Genomic DNA, 16,212 nt, shown 5'->3' with positions numbered 1-16,212 from the left:
GTCAATTAATGAAAAAGAATTGCGGTAAGCTTTTCTGATTTACTCAACAACAACGAACGTTACGAAGTCTTTTCAATTCAGAGCACAACCAAAACAACAACGTTATGACTGTTAAAGAAACCCGTGGAGAAATCCTTGATCAACTTAACCGCCTGCTGACTCGTAATAACGATGCCGAAAAAGGCTATCAGGAGGCCGCAGACAACGTAAAAGATACTGAGCTTAAAAGCCTGTTTCTGGCCCAGTCGCGGCAGCGGGGTGAGTTTGCCATAGAGATCGATCGGGAAATCCGGACTCTTGGCGGAGAACCAGACAACGGCACCAGCTTTGCCGCCGATCTTCATCGGGCCTGGATAAATGTGAAAGCCACATTCTCTAGCGATGATGATAAAGCAACCGTAGAAGAATGCAAACGGGGTGATCAGGAAGCCCTCGAAAATTATAATTCTGTCCTTCAGGAAACGGACTTAGTCGCCAGTACCCGCGAGTTACTGTTACGTCAAAAACAGAGCATCGAGTCAGCTCATGCCTCGATGGCTCGTCTGGCCTTGGTAGTGTAGTGAATGGTGGGATCGGAAAGCCTGCGCCCATTGGGAGCAGGCTTTTTTGTTATATCCTACAATTCCCATTGACTATGATTACAAATACCTAAAAGCAGATAATTATACACAAAACATTATCTTTTCTCAGGAGGTTATCTCCAGTAAACCCTGGCCTTGATTCGACGTTATCAGCACAGGTTAACTATCGTTTGTAACGGTCAATTGAGGCTAATAACGATCAGGATCAAGTTTAACAAATTGCAGGCGGATGAACCATTCCTACAAAAATTTATGAGTAAACATACATCGGCAGCCTCCGGTGAAGAGGCTGTCCAATCGAAGCCGGGTAAACCATATCCTCTTGGTGCTACCTACGATGGCGAAGGGGTTAACTTCGCCCTTTTCAGCGAAAATAGTACAGCTGCTTTTCTATGCCTCTATGACTCAGCCGATCCAGGTCGGGAAACGGCTCGAATTCCACTTAAAGAACACACTGATCTTGTTTGGCATATTTATCTGGAAGGATTACAACCGGGTCAATTATATGGCTATCGGGTAGATGGTCCCTACGATCCCAAGGCAGGGTATTTTTTCAATCCCAATAAATTATTGCTCGATCCTTATGCCCGTGCTATCAATGCGCCGGTCAATCACGATGATTCATGGCTGGGTTATGATTACAAAAACCCGTCGGATGATCGTTACCTGATCATGAATCATGAAGACAGTGGCCCAACCATGCCTAAATCGGTTATTGTCGACCCAACCTTCGATTGGGAAGATGATCAGGCACCGGCTACTCCCTTGCATCGATCTGTGATTTATGAGTTGCACGTTAAAGGATTTACCCATCTTCATCCGACAATAGATGAGCCGATTCGAGGCACCTATGCCGGGTTGGGCTCAGCAGAAAGTATCGACTATCTAAAAAAACTGGGCATCACGGCTGTTGAGCTTTTACCCGTACACCAGTTTACGGATGAAAGTTATTGGGGCTACAATAGCATTGGGTTCTTTGCGCCCCAAAATACCTATTCTTCATCGGGAATGGCCGGTCAGCAGGTTACCGAGTTTAAGCAGATGGTTAAAAATCTGCACAAAGCTGGTCTGGAGGTCATTCTGGATGTTGTTTATAACCACACTGGGGAGGGCAATCAGTTTGGGCCTATGCTCTCGTTTCAGGGCATCGATAACCGGGCCTATTACCACCAGGTTGGCGATCAGCCCGAGTATTACATGGATTATACTGGTACGGGCAATACGCTTAATATAAGCCATCCCCGTGTGCTGCAGATGGTCATGGACAGCCTGCGATACTGGGTTACGGATATGCACATCGACGGCTTCCGATTCGATCTGGCAGCCGCGCTTATTCGCACGGATGAAGAGATTGGTCGTGTATCGTCATTTCTGGATACGGTAGCCCAGGACCCTATACTGGCGCAGGTAAAGTTGATTGCTGAACCCTGGGATATTCAGTCGTATCAGGTTGGAAACTTTCCGGTACGCTGGTCAGAATGGAACGGCAAATTCCGTGATGCGCTCCGGGCGTTTTGGAAAGGTGACGATGGCAAAGCCGCCGAAACGGCGCTGCGATTACTGGGAAGCCCGGATTTGTATTCTACAGATGGGCGCGCTCCGGCCAACAGTATCAACCTGATTACGGCCCATGATGGATTTACACTCAATGATCTGGTGACTTATAATGATAAGCATAATGAAGCCAACGGTGAGGACAACCACGACGGGTCGAACGATAACTTAAGCTGGAATTGCGGTGTTGAAGGGCCCACCGATGATCCGGAAATAAATGCTCTGCGCGAACGACAGAAGCGTAATTTCCTGACAACTATGCTGCTCAGCCAGGGAACGCCCATGATTGTGATGGGTGATGAATGTGGTCGTACTCAACACGGCAACAACAACGGCTACAATCAGGACAGCGAAATCAGCTGGATGGATTGGCACTGGAACGAAAAACAGCAAGCTCTTTTCGATTTTACCAGCCAGCTTACTGCGCTTCGCCGGGAGATGCCGATTTTAAGCCGACGCAAATTCTTTGGTACTGAGCAAGTGAATTACGTGCGGCCCGATGGTAAGGAAATGACCAGTGCCGACCTCAATAATCCAGGCACACACTGTTTAGCCCTGTTTATCGACGGGATGCGCGTAACCGAACAAACCGAAGATGGTCAGGACATCGGCGATGAGCAATTGCTCTGGATACTAAACGCCTTCTGGGAAGACATCCCATTCATGTTGCCAAGAGTAGGCCGCAAACAGTCGATGTGGGAGGTAGTTGTTAACACCTACGACGGCCAGTTCAAGTCTCCAGCGGAAACAATTAAAGGAGGCCATGAATACAACGTTCCAGCCCGTTCGTCGGTATTGTTACGGATGAAATAGTAGCTGTTCTGTTAGTTCGATACGCCATCACGGGAAGTTATGGCGTATCGAACTTATTTTTTTCTAAACGTCCATTCCTTCACCTGAAAATCTGCACACTGAATCGCGTTATAGAGTTCTTTATCGTCGGTAAAAGCCAGTTGAGTAAGTTCGAACGCTTCGACATGAACATTTACTGTGGGTTCGTCGAACGGCCAGGGATCTACAGACAACGATCCATCTTTTCGTTGAAGGATATAATAAGCGATACCGTCAGGTCCAACGCTGACTTCCAGCCGTCGCTCTTCGGGCGGGATCTGATCCATACACAATATCAGCGACAACGCATCGCACCATTGCACAAAATCATACGCGTATTGAGCCGTTGCTTTTGTTGCACCGTACATCGTTCGCCATTTTTTCTGATTGTCGATCTGCTGATCAAGAAACTCATCCAGTTTTTTATCCTGACCACGTTTTTGCTCGTACAGAAATGACGTGTGCATAGAAAGCATCAGTGCATTCCAGCGACTTTTCTGCAAACTAATCTCAATCATCTGGCGGCATTGCTCAACCGAATACTGGAGAATTTGAAAATGAAGCGGAGCACCAGCCTCTGTTAAGTGATTACGGTTCTTCCACGGGTCTTGTCCATCATCATGCTCCGTCAGGGCGACCAGGGTTTCGATCCAGTTTGTAGGGCGTTTCCGGACCTGCCAGTGCAGTGCTAGTTGAACGGCCAGCATACCATGAGCCTGCTGATTAATAACCTGCCAACCCGAATTAATTTGGGTAACGATCATACATAGGCAAACGAGTGAATGAGCAAGTACTTATTGGAATTGCTCATTCACTCGTTTTGTGCTTTTCTGCGTTAATTATATACTTTGACATTCTCGCCCATTTTTGGCGGGTTACCTGTAATGGCCGCTGTAGCCTGCTGAAACAAGCGCACCATTGTGCTATCGCTCGCGTTCCAGTACTCGGCCATGTCGGTATGCACTTTCAGCAGAATCAACTCCGGATCATCTTTCCCTTCAGGAAACCATGCCTTGGCCTGTGGGTTCCATAGTTCGTTTACCTTAGCCCGATCGTCCAGTTCGTCGGCGGTTCCCGAAATTGACACATAATCGGCATCACCTACGTCGGCAAAGGCCAGATTAACGCGGTGTTGGTTATTATCAATCTGATCGACTTTGGGAGAAGAACGTTTTGTAAAGAACCAAATCGTACCATCTTCATCCATTTGTAAGGCAGCCATTGGCCGACTGACCAAATGGCCAGCTTCGTCAACAGTCGTCATCATGGCGATACGAATGTCTTCTACTAATTCCCGAACCTTATCCAATTGTGGGTTTTTCTGTGATTTAGTTTCCATAACGTATGAGTAAAAACGTCAGTCGATAGTCGAAGGATATTAATTGGACAGAACGCCCAATTAACCCCCAATGACTACCGACTGACGACTATTAACCGATTAATTATAAAGCGTTTCGCGCAGATCGATGCCGTAGAACAGCGATGCAGGCGTGGTTGCTGGATTTTTAGACTCAGCATCTGTCTGGTAAGCCATATCTAAAAGACCAATGCAACTACAAATAGTCTGCTGGCACATCGTCTGCACTTGTTTGCAACGTGTCGTATCGAACTGGCTCATCTCCTGAGCACATTTTTCGCAGACCTCAATACAAGCCTTAGCCAATAGTCGTGTATTTTCTGACCCTCGTACATATAGCATGGCTAGTTGACGGCACAGGTCGGCACAATCCAGATTAAGAAAAATACTCCGATACCAGTTTTCAATATCCTCAGAACGAGAGCATTCTGTAGCAAATTCGTCACAGAGGGCAGCACAGCCTGTCAGTGAATCGTAAATGTTCTTTTTCCAGATCATCACTAAGTTGAGTTTATAAATAGGTTAGGAGATTAGCTACACGTGCGGTTGCCAACCTTTAGTAATCGGCTCCGGCTGAACCAAACGCGCCAACCTACGGGCTTCATCCACACTAAGTGCAACAATCCGCTGTTTATCCAGCGCACCTTGCTCCAACAAGCGATTCGCAATTTCAATGGCTTTGGCGCGGGTACTCGGGTTGAGTGAGCGCATAGCGGCAGGAAAGTGAGTCGGTGTCCACATATCGTGTTGGTTGTCTTTACACCAAACAGAATGCTTTAATTGTGCCAATTCTTTTTGGTATTCATACCGGCACCTTGCCCCTAAAAGTATAGCCCTCATTATCAAATCGATACAAACCAAAAGCCAGTTCGAATAAACTGCTTTTTTGCCGCATCAATTTGTTTAAGTGTAGAAAATATCTGGGGGAGTGTAGACGTTTTTACCCAATCGTATTCCCCAGAAGCAAAGCGAGTTAGCCTTAGTCTTAGACTAAATATAAGCTGTCTGATATAGCTGCCAGATCCTGTTCAATCGATAAAATTCTTAAGTCAGCCGGCCGGGTTTTTCGTCCGGTTTCACGGCAGGATGTTCGATTCGATGTCCGGCAAGAAACGCCCAAACGAATGATTGTGACAACACTGATCTTAAAAGTGCATTAATAATGCACAATATGTAATAAAAAAATGCCCGACATCAGTTATTAAAAAAACTAAGGTCTATTGGATCAGAACAAGGCTTTCGGTAGGAAATCCTCTCTCAACGTGATTACGCTAAACTAATAAACCGGTTTACCGCTTTTAAATCAGAAAATAGCTATGTATGTTTCCGACATGAAGATTCTAGTGGTTGAAGACGAGCCCAAATTGGCTTCGTTCGTAAAAAAAGGTTTAGAGGAGCAATCCTGCGAGGTGGATGTAGCCTACGACGGGCAGCTAGGGCGTAATATGGCCCTAAGTAATGCCTACGACGTCATAGTTATGGACGTTAACCTACCCAAAATGAACGGCTTTGATGTGGTGCAGGCGCTCCGTCAGGAACGTGTCAGCACACCAGTGCTGATGCTGACTGCTATGGGGTCGGTAGATGATAAACTAACCGGTTTTGAGTCAGGTGCCGATGACTATCTGGTGAAACCATTTGAATTTCGGGAGCTAATGGCGCGCTTACGCGCCCTCACGAAACGAGGTAGTGAAGCCGGTATGCAGGCCAATGTACTAAAGGTGGCCGATCTGGAACTAGACCTGAACGAGAAAGTAGCTCGTCGGGGCGATAAGCGAATAGAGCTCACTGCCAAAGAGTTTGGTCTACTCGATTATTTGATGCGCAACCGCGGACGCGTTGTATCGCGGGTGGATATTGCCGAAAAGGTCTGGGATATTCATTTCGACACGGGTACCAACGTTATCGATGTCTATGTGAATTTCCTCCGTAAAAAAATCGACAAGGATTTTCCCCAGAAACTGATCCATACCGTAATTGGTATGGGATACATGCTCAAAGAGGAGTAAGAAGCGAGAAACGGGGAGATAAAATAGGGGGGGTCAACAGTATCTCCTCCGCTTTCACTTCTTGCTCCTAACTGGTCAAAAAATGAATATCCGTACCCGATTAACGCTACTTTTCGTACTGCTGGTCGCTTCGATCCTGTTGTTGTTTTCGGTATCGGTATACTACCTCTATGATCAGTTTCGGCAACAGGAATTTGAGCAGCGGCTGGAAGAGAAAGCATTCACTACCGTCCGATTGCGCGAAGATGTTGGTGAGGTACCTCAGGCCGATCTGCCGGTAATGGCCGATGAGCAGATTACCATTTACAATGACCGGGGTCTGGTCCTCTATAACCAGGGCAACCAACGGCCGCGTTTTCCGATTTCTCCCAGCTTTCTGCGAAAAGTTACCCTGAAACAGTCCCGATATGTCCGTTTAGGCGATCTTGAGGCTGTTGGTGTTCGTTACAGGACTCAGCGGGGCGAATCATTTGTTATTGTCGCATCGGGTAATGATCGCTATGGGTTCAGTAAACTTGACAGATTACGCCAGATCCTGATTTTTGGCTGGATACTCTGCCTGTTTATTGTCGGTATTGCTGGTTATTTGTTTGCTACCGACGCACTCAGACCCGTAGCTGAACTGATTGCTCAGGTAAACGCAATTTCGGCTACGAACATCCACGAACGGCTTCGTGTTGGGCGTCAGCGCGACGAGCTGGCCGATCTCGCCCGTACCTTCAATGCCTTATTGAGTCGGCTCGAAGAAGCTTTCGTTTCACAGAAAAGCTTTGTTTCCCACGCATCGCACGAATTGCGGACCCCACTCACCGTGATGATGGGACAAATTGAAGTGACACGACTTCAGGCCCGTTCTACAGATGAGTATGAAGTTGCATTCGATGGCCTGCTCGATGAGGTCAAAAACATGATTCGGCTTGTCAATGGTTTGCTGGAACTGGCTCGTGCGAGTGCGGATGCAGCTACACTTAACTACCAGCCCGTCCGAATCGACGAATTACTCTGGCAAGCGCAAAGCCAGATTATCCAGAAACGACCTGACTATCAGATTGACATTGATTTTGAAAATCTACCCAGCCAGGAAGAAGACCTCGTGATCGTAGGTGAAGAATCGCTGTTACAAACGGCCTTCCAGAATCTGATGGAAAATGGCTGCAAATACTCTCCCGACGAAAGTGTACTGGTCCGAATTTCATTTGAACCCGGCCAGATTCAATTGACCTTCACCAACCAGGGGCATGGTATTCCTGCCACAGACTTGCCGCATATCTTTGAGCCCTTCTACCGTTCCGAATCGACCATGACCATTCGGGGTCACGGAATCGGCCTCGCTCTGACACAACGCATCATCACGCTCCACCGCGGAAAAATCAAGGTTGAATCTACCATCGGAAAAGAAACCAAATTCCGAATAACGCTTCCAATCGCAAATGCACCCGCAATTGACACAGGTAGTGCAGTCGCAGCAACAAGAGTCTTACAGCAAGGCTAGGCTTTTGACCTGATAGAGAGCCGTTTCCGTACTGGCTTGAAGGCTAATTTCCGTTTTGACAGTTACCTGCCTCATCCACTTGTGAAAACACTATGTGGGTATAGTCTATGCCAAATGGCATTGTTTGAAAGGGTTTTCAGGGCGATTCAGACGCCTTGTGGATAAGATTTCCACAAGGCCTTATTTGTGCCGTATTACCTTTACAGCATGGCTTTTATTCAGACAGACACGTTTACAATACGTGGCTACGAAACCGATGCGTTCGGGCGACTGAGCATCCTGGCACTGATGAACCTGATGCAGGAATCAGCGAACCGGAATGCAATCGATTATGGGATTGGAATCGATGATCTTGCTCGACAGGGATACGGATGGATGCTAATGCGCTTCCGGTTACGAATGCACCAGTACCCACGCTACGGACAGACAATTCGGGTAATAACCTACCCAACCTCCGTTGAGAAGTATTTTATTCATCGCGACTTTCGGGTGGTGGCCGACGATGATACGCTGCTGGCCGATGCCGCCAGTACATGGCTGGTATTCAGTATCGATAAGCGATCCATGGTGCCCCTGCCGGATTTTATTCGTGCCTTAGCTGTTCCTACCGGTATAAGTCCGCTACCCAGGCTATCGCTTAAACCCAACTTTCAGTTTAATCTGGCTGAACCATCCCACGAAAAAGAAGTAACTGTTGGCTGGTTCAGTATTGATCAGAATCAGCACGTCAACAATGTGTCGTATGTAGAGTGGTTGCTCGAAGCGGTGGATAAGAAGCGACTGGAAACGCGGGAATTAGCCGAAATTGATTTAGTTTACCGTACCGAAACGCATTGGGGTGACCAGCTTCGAATTCGATCCATTTCTGAAGAAAACGAAACTATAATTCACCGGATCGACTATACCGACGAATCGGGCAAAGATGTGCTATTGGCCAGAAGCCGGTGGCGAATTAGTTAAATGTAACGTTTTTGACCGGCTGGTGCTGATTAGTGCGGTCTATTGAAAACCATAAACGACAAACCGTAAATCAATCATGACTTCTTCACTTCACAACTCTACCGACACTCAAACCCTCGATGCCGTGCTCGGTGGCCTGATGCGCCGGTACAGCGAGCGTGTCCCTGATGTACAAAATGTAATCAATGCCATGATTGATGAAGGCGTTATTCAGACACCGGATGAGATCGAAAACGACCACATCGCCTTCCGGACAATGGGTGTTGCTAATCTTGGGTTGGCCTCGTTCGAGAAAATTTTCAGGCACTACGGGTATGAGAGACGCGATGAGTACAATTTTATTGAAAAGAAATTGACAGCTTATTGGTACGCTCCGCCCGAACCGAAATACCCACGCATTTTTGCCAGCGAACTGCGTGTCAGTGAGTTATCCAACGAAGCCCAACGCATTATTCACCGCTACACCGACACCGTAACGAGCGACCCGGTCGATGCATTGAATCTTGATGATGCCGACGCCGTCGATCAGTTTTTACACCAACCGCTCTGGACAACGCCTACCCTGGCCGATTACCAGACGCTTTTGAAAGAAAGCGAATATGCCGCCTGGGTGATCTACAATCGGTATTACCTGAATCATTTTACCATCAGCGTTCACAACCTCAAACCAGGCTATAATACCATCGACGAATTCGTGGATTTTCTAACAAATCGAGGTTTTAGACTCAATTCGGCGGGGGGTACCATCAAAGTTAGCCCTGATGGTGATTTACGGCAGGCATCGACTGTTGCACAAATGATTGACGCCGAATTTGCGGGGGGCGATGTTTTTCGCATTGCCGGATCGTATGTCGAATTTGCAGAACGGCGGGTGTTGCCTCCGTTTCGCAACTTACCTCCCGATCAGATTACCCGCCAGCACCGACGCGAAGGCTTTGAAACAGGCAATGCCGACAAAATTTTTGAAAGTACCTTCACTGCCCAGACAGGTAAATAGTTCACATTAGTTGGTTTACGATTAGTCAGCCAACCGAATACCGGCTGGATTCGTACGTACCAAACCGATTATCGTAAACTAAAAACGATAAACCTATACCCTATGAAAATGAAACTATACCTCCTGCTGACCGGGCTATTGTTATCCGGCTTTGGTACGATGGCGCAAAAAGCTGCGCCCGTAGGATTACAACTCTATAGCTTTCGTACCCAATTCGCCAAAGACGTTCCGGGTACAATGGCCAAAGTGAAGCAGTTAGGATTTCGCGAGGCCGAAATCGCCGGTACTTATGGGCTCAGCCTGGCCGACTTCCGCAAGCTTCTGGACCAGAATGGGATCAAGGCAATCAGTACGGGAGCCAGTTATGAAGATCTGGATAACAATGTTCCTAAAATTTTAGCCGAAGCTCGGGTATTGGGGGCTAAATACGTTACCTGCGCCTGGATTCCTCATGGGGGTGATGCATTTACAATCCAGGATGCCGACCGTGCCATTGATGTGTTCAATACGGCCGGTCGATTGCTGGCAGAAAATGGCATTACATTCTGCTATCATACGCATGGCTATGAATTCCAGACCTATCAGAATGGCACATTTTTCGATTATTTAGCCGAAAATCTGGACCCCAAATATGTCAACTTCGAAATGGACGTATTTTGGGTAAAAGCCCCTGGTTACAATCCGGTTGCCCTCTTGCAGAAATACCATAAGCGGTTCTTGTTGATGCACTTGAAAGACCGCAAGCCGGGAACTCCCGACACAAACACCGGCCACTCAGATGTAGAATCCAATGTGACGCTGGGGCAGGGCGACGTTGGTATTGCAGACATTATGAAACAGGCGAAGAAATCGGGGGTTAAACACTTCTTTATCGAAGACGAGTCGTCGCGCTCGATGGAGCAGATGCCGGGTAGTCTGGCGTTTCTGGAGGGGCTGAAGTAGCCGGAAGCTTACTAAAGAATTAGACTTCCCGCACATAAAAGACTCCGGCCGACTCTTACCCGACATCCTTTCTGCTGTCTGATTAAGAGTCGACCGGAGTCTTACTGTTTTGTAGTATGTATCTAAACCAGAGAGCTTTCCCGGTTTAGTCGTTATTTTTTTCCTCTTAAAATTAATCGATAGGGCTGGGAATCCTGTGGGTCGGTATCGATAGAAATAGTTGTTCCATCGGCCGTTCCAATTTTACTGGAACCGTCATACAAGTCATACGTATTACCATTCGCCTGCACAGTAACGACTCCTAAGCCCGAACTTGAGTTCTGACCCTGGATTTGTAACGAAACGCCAACACTATCGGTAGAGGCAGTCAAACGAGAGACCTGAATTGTTCCGGAAGCAATTGTGGTACTTCCTACGATATAAGGCAAAACCAGGGAGTCGATCACATTAACAGAATCCTGTCGGATGTAATTTAACTGATAGGTTCCCGCAACCTGAGTTCCCGCATCAGGCGCAGCATCATTGCTCTTACTACAAGCGGCAAAAGCCAGCGGTATCAACACAAAAAGCGCATAACGTTTTTTCATAAGACAGAGTTTTTCTATCCGTTACGTCGCTATATCGCTTTTTGTGGCAGTCAGTAGTTAAAAAATCGGTCAGAAGATTCATATCGACGCCGAGTGACTTGGCTCTCAAAACGTTAACCTGGATTTGTATTGCCTCCGCTTAAAAACAATAAGCGTAGACACATTCAGCTAACTTCTGAATATCAGCCAATTCGTGAAAGGCACTAATAACGATTCTGGAATTGGCCCGGTCGGTGGCTGTTGGGTAGGCAAATGAATAAATAAATACATCCCGCTCGAGAAGAAAGGGGTATAAATCATCCTGTTCGGTGAAGAAAACCGGATAGCCTTTGGCCTGTGTGAACAAGCCCGTTGGTACCAGCAGTTTTTCGGCTAACATCAGGTTCTGCCGAAGTTTATCCCGGCCTTCTTCATAAAGCGTACCAGCTTGTAGATAGGCGGCCAGATAAACCGGCGGGATGGGCGAACAAGCGCCGAAAAATGCGGTTCCACGTAGCTTATTCAGCGTTTCGGTATTACCAAAAATCACCCCTCCCGGCAAGCCCATTGCTTTGGCCGTAGAAGCCATCACAATCAGATTCATATTGGGCTTCTGAGACACCTGCGGCCAGATTCCACGGCCGTTGTTGAGCACCCCCAACCCGTGCGAATCGTCGATAACAAGAGTTATCGGTCGGTCGGTGGGCAGGTTATCGACCCAATCAAATGAATAATATTCTGAGCGGACAGCCTCAATCGAATTAACCAGAACCGCAACCGGGCCGGGAGCAACTTTCTGTAGCTGATCAGGTAACTGAGCAGCCCAGTCAGAAAAGCGCATGGAAGGTATGTTAACGTTCGGCCCATTCCAGATTGCCGGATGTGCTTTAGGCCCGTAAACAAACTCGGTCTTTTGTGCCTGCAACAGATTCACAACGGCCTGTCCAGCCATCATACCGGACGACAGTGTTAAAGCAGCTTCGGCCCCTACGGTAGCGGCTAACTTTGCTTCAGCTTCTTCGTAAATACTGAGCTGCAAATTGCCGTTTCGAGAGCTACCAAACACCGAACCGAAACGGCCAATCTGATCAGCCAGTAGCTGCTGAAACGCCGGATTTTGCGGCAACCCTAAATAAGCTGTACCACTAAAAAATAAGTATTCCCGTTCCTGGTAAGTAATCGTCCGGTTTGGAAGGCCGTCTATAGTGAAAGTAGCTGACATGTTGAGATCATAAAAATCGAACAGAAACACTCATGAGCAGTGTGCTGTCATACAGTTGTGGACTGGCAATTGTGGGCTTAAGCAGGTATTTGACGCGGAAACACTCACGCAATCGACGTGAGTAAACTGGCCCCGGTTCCATTCCGGTCAGCGTAAATAACGCGACCATACTCAAATGTGACACCAGTTGCCGGGTCGTTGGCGATAAGCAATGATCCATCAAGGTCGGCATAATCGAGTAACGGAAGCAGTTGCGCTATGGCTGAAATACCGACGCTCGACTCGGTCATACAACCGACCATAACGCGCAGACCAAGCTCGCGGGCGCGGGCAATCATGCGTCGGGCAGGTGTTAATCCTCCGCACTTGGTTAGCTTGATGTTGACGCCATGAAAATACCCTGCACAGCGGTCAACATCAGCCTCAACGATGCAACTCTCGTCGGCGATGATGGGCAGAACCGTTTGTTCATATACCGCTTTGGCTCCCGCCCAATCATCGGCCGGAAGGGGTTGTTCAATAAACTCAACGCCTAATTCAGCCAGCGCTCCTGATTTTACAATCGCATCGGCAACTGTCCAGCCACAGTTGGCATCTACCCGAAACACAGCATCCGTATGGCTTCTCAACGTCTGCATAATTGACAAATCTGCTTCGGGCCGTCCCAGCTTAATTTTATAGAGCGGCCAGGGCAACTCCTGCATTTTTTCAACCATCCGTTCAGGTGTATCCAGGCCGATGGTATAATTGGTCAGGGGGCTTTGGGCAGGATCGAGGTTCCAGAGTTTATAGAGTGGCTTTCCCTGCTTTTTCGCCCACAAATCCCACGCAGCCTGATCGAGGGCACAGAGAGCGAAGGGATTTTGTACAAGATACGGCTGCATATCGGCCCAGAATAGTTCAGGGTCCATCAGGTCATAGGCTTCTATCCGGTCACGAAGCGACTCGAAAGCGGCCATCATACCGTCAATAGTGATGCCATAGTAGCGTGTGGCCGTCGCTTCGCCAAAACCCCGGTAGTCGCCGTCGCGCAGTTCGACAATAAGCGTCGGCTGTACGTCGCGACTATCGTGAGCAATGGTAAAGGTATGTTTCAGGCGTAAATCAACCTGGTGAAGTAACAACTGCATGGGTCGGCGAATTTCGTAAACGATAGATCAGCGGTTACAGAGTGAATTTGAAACACCCGCACCACGATCGATTTCGTCCGAAAGTTACATGCCGAAATTTATAAATGCCGGATACAACGCTGGGTATGATTTCTGGCTGCTTACTTACAATACATTTCTGCCTTGATTTTCAGCACCCACTCCGGCTTATCGACCAGATAATCGTTCTGACGAAGTGGCCAGGATGCGCCCCCATCGGTGCTGGCCCGGAAGTCGTAGGTTTGGCCAATTTGTATTTTGTAGGAAGATACTTTTCGCTGGGTACGCGTAGCCGTGATCAGGTCATGCCAGTTGTCCTTACCGGCTAAACTATACTGAGTTCGTATTTCGGCAGGCAGGGCAGATTCATCCAGCGTCATACCACCAGGGCAGGAGAAATTAAATTCCAGCTTCATAATTGGCGGTACGGGTAAAGCGCTCAGGTTAATCGGGATCTGCGTCTCGTCGCAGGTTGCTCCTTTGGCCGATTCCGCGATTAATCCACCTTTTTTACCTTTCCCCCAGGCATCAGTTTCGTCATATATCTGCAATTTATATTGACGTCCTCTGGGTTGGTTATACACCCTGATTATCGAGTTATTATTGGCATTGGCGTAAAAGGAACCTACCTGCGCTCCGGTAGTTGCATCAATTAATTTACACAGGTAATTCACATCGACGCTATTGAGTGCGCTGCCAACTACTTTGAAGACAGGCCCCACATCACAGATCGATTCAGCCCAGGTAGCCACATATGCACCTACCGATGGAGCCTGTGCCTGATACTCGAGAGTACCGGTCTGGCTATTGAGCTTCACTACGCCAGGCGTCTCCTCCTGCCATCGGTTCGTAAAGGCATCATAACTATAGAGCGGTATCGAATCACCGGCCTGTACGGCCCGACCGGTTACTCCATTAATCGTAGCCGGATTCAGTTCCATTGACCAGCTCGCGGATTTTGAAAGCTTATTTGCCAGTTGATAGGTTTCATTATAGATCTCAAACGTCACTGACCCGGCAATTGAGGCTATGCGTAATGTACCAAGTGATGGCGAGCCATTGCGCCCGTTGACATACGACATCACACCGCCCCCAGGCACCTGGCTTGTGGCATTACTAGTCCGGGCATTCGTGTGAATAACAGACATTGTCAGCCCTCCACCCACAGGCTGGCCATCGCGGTCGATCAGTTTCGTTCCTGACCCAATGGTTACCGTAGCATGATCGATGCCCTTTGTCTGCTCAGCGGTTGTCAGACCAAGAGCTGCCGACACAGTACCATCTGTAGCAGCACGCCCAGTCGTACGGGCCGCCGTAAGCGTACTAGGGGGCTTAAGCATATTGATCCGACGAACAGTGCGCGTTACCCGACTAGAGCTTGTTAGTGTAATCGGTTGTACAACTGTTAGATAATCGTCGGCTTCAACCACGGCTGTGAATCGAAACGGTGTTTGATTGGACAGGGTCACTGAAGGCGAAGCCGCCAGCAGCAAATTGCCATCCGTGTTAATCTTATACCGTGTCGTATTGAGTGTGGTTACAACCTGGGCAGCGTTAGCGCCAGCTATTTTAACCCAATTGGTTTCGGGTATCGGGTTTCCGGCCGGGTCATAGAAACGGTATTCGACTACCCCCGCCTGGATTGGATCTTTTACCCGGAGTTCTACTCCGTCGAGAGGGTTCTGGCAAGAATCGATCAAGGCCGGCAATCCGATCAGGCAATACAGTAGGCAACGACGGTTCATACAGTATAGCAGTTAATTGGAACGATGAAGAGCGTATGAAAGAGTGAAATTGATAGAAGGCAAATAGCGATAGTTCGATAGATTCCGTTCAACAACCGGGACCTGTTCGTCGATCGTTGTCGTTTCCAGAAATCCTTCATAATCGAGATGTACGCTCGGCCGACCGAGGTAGTAAACGCCCATCTCAAAACCAACGCTAATGCGTTTGCCGGGAATTGTCTGCCCAAATCCCCAACCCAGGTAACCAACTACCGGATGCCAGCGAAAACCCAGATTAACCGTACCTACGTCTTCTGGTTTCAACTCCAGCCCTCCCAGATTCAGATTGTCGTTGGAGGTAATAACGAAATTCAGATTTGGATGCCAGGTGTAACCTACCCCAGCGACAACGAAAAAGGAGCTACGTGGCAGCGGGTACCATTTCAGGCCCGCCTGAGCAATGCCAATTATAAAGTCAGGATCGATGGCTATATACGAGTCTGGGGCCGTCTTGACACGTACTGTTTTTCGGTAGGCCATATACTGTCCGCCAACTCGCGCAATCAATCGATGCGGCTGGCTAAGTATACGATTGTAGAATACACCAACACCTGTTGTTCCTAATTGTGCACTAACGGACTGACGAGAAGCCCCTCTATCTGTAGAATCTGGCTTCAATTGAGCCGAATACCCTATATAGGGCAATACAAGCAATCCTAAGAATCTTACTAAAGCTATCATATCAATAACATATTCCTTATATACTATTTATTATATCACAATAAAGGTAACATTTAAGTTATTATAAATTATTGAAAATTACCTGAAT

16 protein-coding genes are annotated in these 16,212 nt (G+C 47.9%); 7 read left to right on the top strand and 9 right to left on the bottom strand.

Annotated elements, in window-relative coordinates; translation table 11 throughout:
* The first annotated feature begins 104 nt into the window (after positions 1 to 104).
* Together GJR95_RS03180 and glgX are read left to right on the top strand one after the other, a co-directional pair.
* Entirely contained in the window at positions 105 to 560 is a 456-nt protein-coding gene (locus GJR95_RS03180) for a ferritin-like domain-containing protein (RefSeq protein WP_162384509.1), read from the top strand.
* Positions 561 to 833: 273 nt separating this feature from the next.
* Entirely contained in the window at positions 834 to 2,948 is a 2,115-nt protein-coding gene (gene glgX / locus GJR95_RS03175) for a glycogen debranching protein GlgX (RefSeq protein ID WP_162384508.1), read from the top strand.
* Between the two features lie 53 nt (positions 2,949 to 3,001).
* Here the strand turns inward: glgX and GJR95_RS03170 are convergent, their stop codons facing one another.
* The 4 genes from GJR95_RS03170 to GJR95_RS03155 form a co-directional block, all read right to left on the bottom strand.
* A complete protein-coding gene (locus GJR95_RS03170; protein WP_162384507.1) occupies positions 3,002 to 3,730 on the bottom strand; it encodes a DUF3891 family protein in 729 nt (242 codons plus the stop codon).
* 71 nt (positions 3,731 to 3,801) lie between these two features.
* Positions 3,802 to 4,305 carry a pyridoxamine 5'-phosphate oxidase family protein gene (locus GJR95_RS03165; RefSeq protein ID WP_162384506.1) on the bottom strand — a complete coding sequence of 168 codons (504 nt, stop codon included), beginning with the start codon at positions 4,303 to 4,305 and terminating at the stop codon, positions 3,802 to 3,804.
* A gap of 99 nt (positions 4,306 to 4,404) precedes the next feature.
* Positions 4,405 to 4,821, bottom strand: coding sequence for a four-helix bundle copper-binding protein (locus GJR95_RS03160; RefSeq protein ID WP_162384505.1), 417 nt, complete (start codon positions 4,819 to 4,821; stop codon positions 4,405 to 4,407).
* Between the two features lie 36 nt (positions 4,822 to 4,857).
* Positions 4,858 to 5,064, bottom strand: a complete 207-nt coding sequence (locus GJR95_RS03155) for a DUF2188 domain-containing protein (protein WP_162384504.1) — start codon at positions 5,062 to 5,064, stop codon at positions 4,858 to 4,860.
* Positions 5,065 to 5,654: 590 nt separating this feature from the next.
* On the opposite strand from GJR95_RS03155, the gene GJR95_RS03150 reads away from it, so the two are divergent.
* The 5 genes from GJR95_RS03150 to GJR95_RS03130 all read left to right on the top strand — a co-directional run bounded on the left by GJR95_RS03150 (position 5,655) and on the right by GJR95_RS03130 (position 10,723).
* Positions 5,655 to 6,332 carry a response regulator gene (locus GJR95_RS03150; RefSeq protein ID WP_174260180.1) on the top strand — a complete coding sequence of 226 codons (678 nt, stop codon included), beginning with the start codon at positions 5,655 to 5,657 and terminating at the stop codon, positions 6,330 to 6,332.
* A gap of 82 nt (positions 6,333 to 6,414) precedes the next feature.
* Positions 6,415 to 7,824, top strand: coding sequence for a sensor histidine kinase (locus tag GJR95_RS03145; RefSeq protein WP_162384502.1), 1,410 nt, complete (start codon positions 6,415 to 6,417; stop codon positions 7,822 to 7,824).
* Between the two features lie 207 nt (positions 7,825 to 8,031).
* A complete protein-coding gene (locus GJR95_RS03140) occupies positions 8,032 to 8,784 on the top strand; it encodes an acyl-[acyl-carrier-protein] thioesterase (protein ID WP_162384501.1) in 753 nt (250 codons plus the stop codon).
* A gap of 76 nt (positions 8,785 to 8,860) precedes the next feature.
* Positions 8,861 to 9,781 carry a DUF1338 domain-containing protein gene (locus tag GJR95_RS03135; RefSeq protein ID WP_162384500.1) on the top strand — a complete coding sequence of 307 codons (921 nt, stop codon included), beginning with the start codon at positions 8,861 to 8,863 and terminating at the stop codon, positions 9,779 to 9,781.
* Between the two features lie 108 nt (positions 9,782 to 9,889).
* Positions 9,890 to 10,723, top strand: a complete 834-nt coding sequence (locus tag GJR95_RS03130; RefSeq protein ID WP_162391546.1) for a sugar phosphate isomerase/epimerase family protein — start codon at positions 9,890 to 9,892, stop codon at positions 10,721 to 10,723.
* Positions 10,724 to 10,875: 152 nt separating this feature from the next.
* Here the strand turns inward: GJR95_RS03130 and GJR95_RS03125 are convergent, their stop codons facing one another.
* The 5 genes from GJR95_RS03125 to GJR95_RS03105 form a co-directional block, all read right to left on the bottom strand.
* Positions 10,876 to 11,310 (bottom strand): hypothetical protein, encoded by a 435-nt coding sequence (locus GJR95_RS03125; RefSeq protein WP_162384499.1) that lies wholly within the window; start codon positions 11,308 to 11,310, stop codon positions 10,876 to 10,878.
* A gap of 139 nt (positions 11,311 to 11,449) precedes the next feature.
* Entirely contained in the window at positions 11,450 to 12,511 is a 1,062-nt protein-coding gene (locus GJR95_RS03120; protein ID WP_162384498.1) for an aminotransferase class I/II-fold pyridoxal phosphate-dependent enzyme, read from the bottom strand.
* A 104-nt stretch (positions 12,512 to 12,615) separates the two neighbouring features.
* Complete coding sequence (locus GJR95_RS03115) at positions 12,616 to 13,641, bottom strand: dipeptide epimerase (protein WP_162384497.1); 1,026 nt, start codon at positions 13,639 to 13,641, stop codon at positions 12,616 to 12,618.
* A 140-nt stretch (positions 13,642 to 13,781) separates the two neighbouring features.
* Positions 13,782 to 15,404 (bottom strand): hypothetical protein, encoded by a 1,623-nt coding sequence (locus GJR95_RS03110; protein ID WP_162384496.1) that lies wholly within the window; start codon positions 15,402 to 15,404, stop codon positions 13,782 to 13,784.
* A gap of 12 nt (positions 15,405 to 15,416) precedes the next feature.
* Entirely contained in the window at positions 15,417 to 16,124 is a 708-nt protein-coding gene (locus GJR95_RS03105; RefSeq protein ID WP_232541063.1) for a hypothetical protein, read from the bottom strand.
* Positions 16,125 to 16,212 lie beyond the last annotated feature (88 nt).

The sequence above is a fragment of the Spirosoma endbachense genome (assembly GCF_010233585.1).
Lineage (GTDB): Bacteria > Bacteroidota > Bacteroidia > Cytophagales > Spirosomataceae > Spirosoma > Spirosoma endbachense.
The sequence above is the reverse complement of the archived record's forward strand: the minus strand, read 5'-3'. Positions and strand labels throughout refer to the sequence as shown.

Coding starts and splice junctions, on each gene's coding strand:
- GJR95_RS03180 (WP_162384509.1), top strand. CDS start 105: ATGACTGTTAAAGAAACCCGTGGAGAAATCCTTGATCAACTTAACCGC.
- glgX (WP_162384508.1), top strand. CDS start 834: ATGAGTAAACATACATCGGCAGCCTCCGGTGAAGAGGCTGTCCAATCG.
- GJR95_RS03170 (WP_162384507.1), bottom strand. CDS start 3,730: ATGATCGTTACCCAAATTAATTCGGGTTGGCAGGTTATTAATCAGCAG.
- GJR95_RS03165 (WP_162384506.1), bottom strand. CDS start 4,305: ATGGAAACTAAATCACAGAAAAACCCACAATTGGATAAGGTTCGGGAA.
- GJR95_RS03160 (WP_162384505.1), bottom strand. CDS start 4,821: ATGATCTGGAAAAAGAACATTTACGATTCACTGACAGGCTGTGCTGCC.
- GJR95_RS03155 (WP_162384504.1), bottom strand. CDS start 5,064: ATGTGGACACCGACTCACTTTCCTGCCGCTATGCGCTCACTCAACCCG.
- GJR95_RS03150 (WP_174260180.1), top strand. CDS start 5,655: ATGAAGATTCTAGTGGTTGAAGACGAGCCCAAATTGGCTTCGTTCGTA.
- GJR95_RS03145 (WP_162384502.1), top strand. CDS start 6,415: ATGAATATCCGTACCCGATTAACGCTACTTTTCGTACTGCTGGTCGCT.
- GJR95_RS03140 (WP_162384501.1), top strand. CDS start 8,032: ATGGCTTTTATTCAGACAGACACGTTTACAATACGTGGCTACGAAACC.
- GJR95_RS03135 (WP_162384500.1), top strand. CDS start 8,861: ATGACTTCTTCACTTCACAACTCTACCGACACTCAAACCCTCGATGCC.
- GJR95_RS03130 (WP_162391546.1), top strand. CDS start 9,890: ATGAAACTATACCTCCTGCTGACCGGGCTATTGTTATCCGGCTTTGGT.
- GJR95_RS03125 (WP_162384499.1), bottom strand. CDS start 11,310: ATGAAAAAACGTTATGCGCTTTTTGTGTTGATACCGCTGGCTTTTGCC.
- GJR95_RS03120 (WP_162384498.1), bottom strand. CDS start 12,511: ATGTCAGCTACTTTCACTATAGACGGCCTTCCAAACCGGACGATTACT.
- GJR95_RS03115 (WP_162384497.1), bottom strand. CDS start 13,641: ATGCAGTTGTTACTTCACCAGGTTGATTTACGCCTGAAACATACCTTT.
- GJR95_RS03110 (WP_162384496.1), bottom strand. CDS start 15,404: ATGAACCGTCGTTGCCTACTGTATTGCCTGATCGGATTGCCGGCCTTG.
- GJR95_RS03105 (WP_232541063.1), bottom strand. CDS start 16,124: ATGATAGCTTTAGTAAGATTCTTAGGATTGCTTGTATTGCCCTATATA.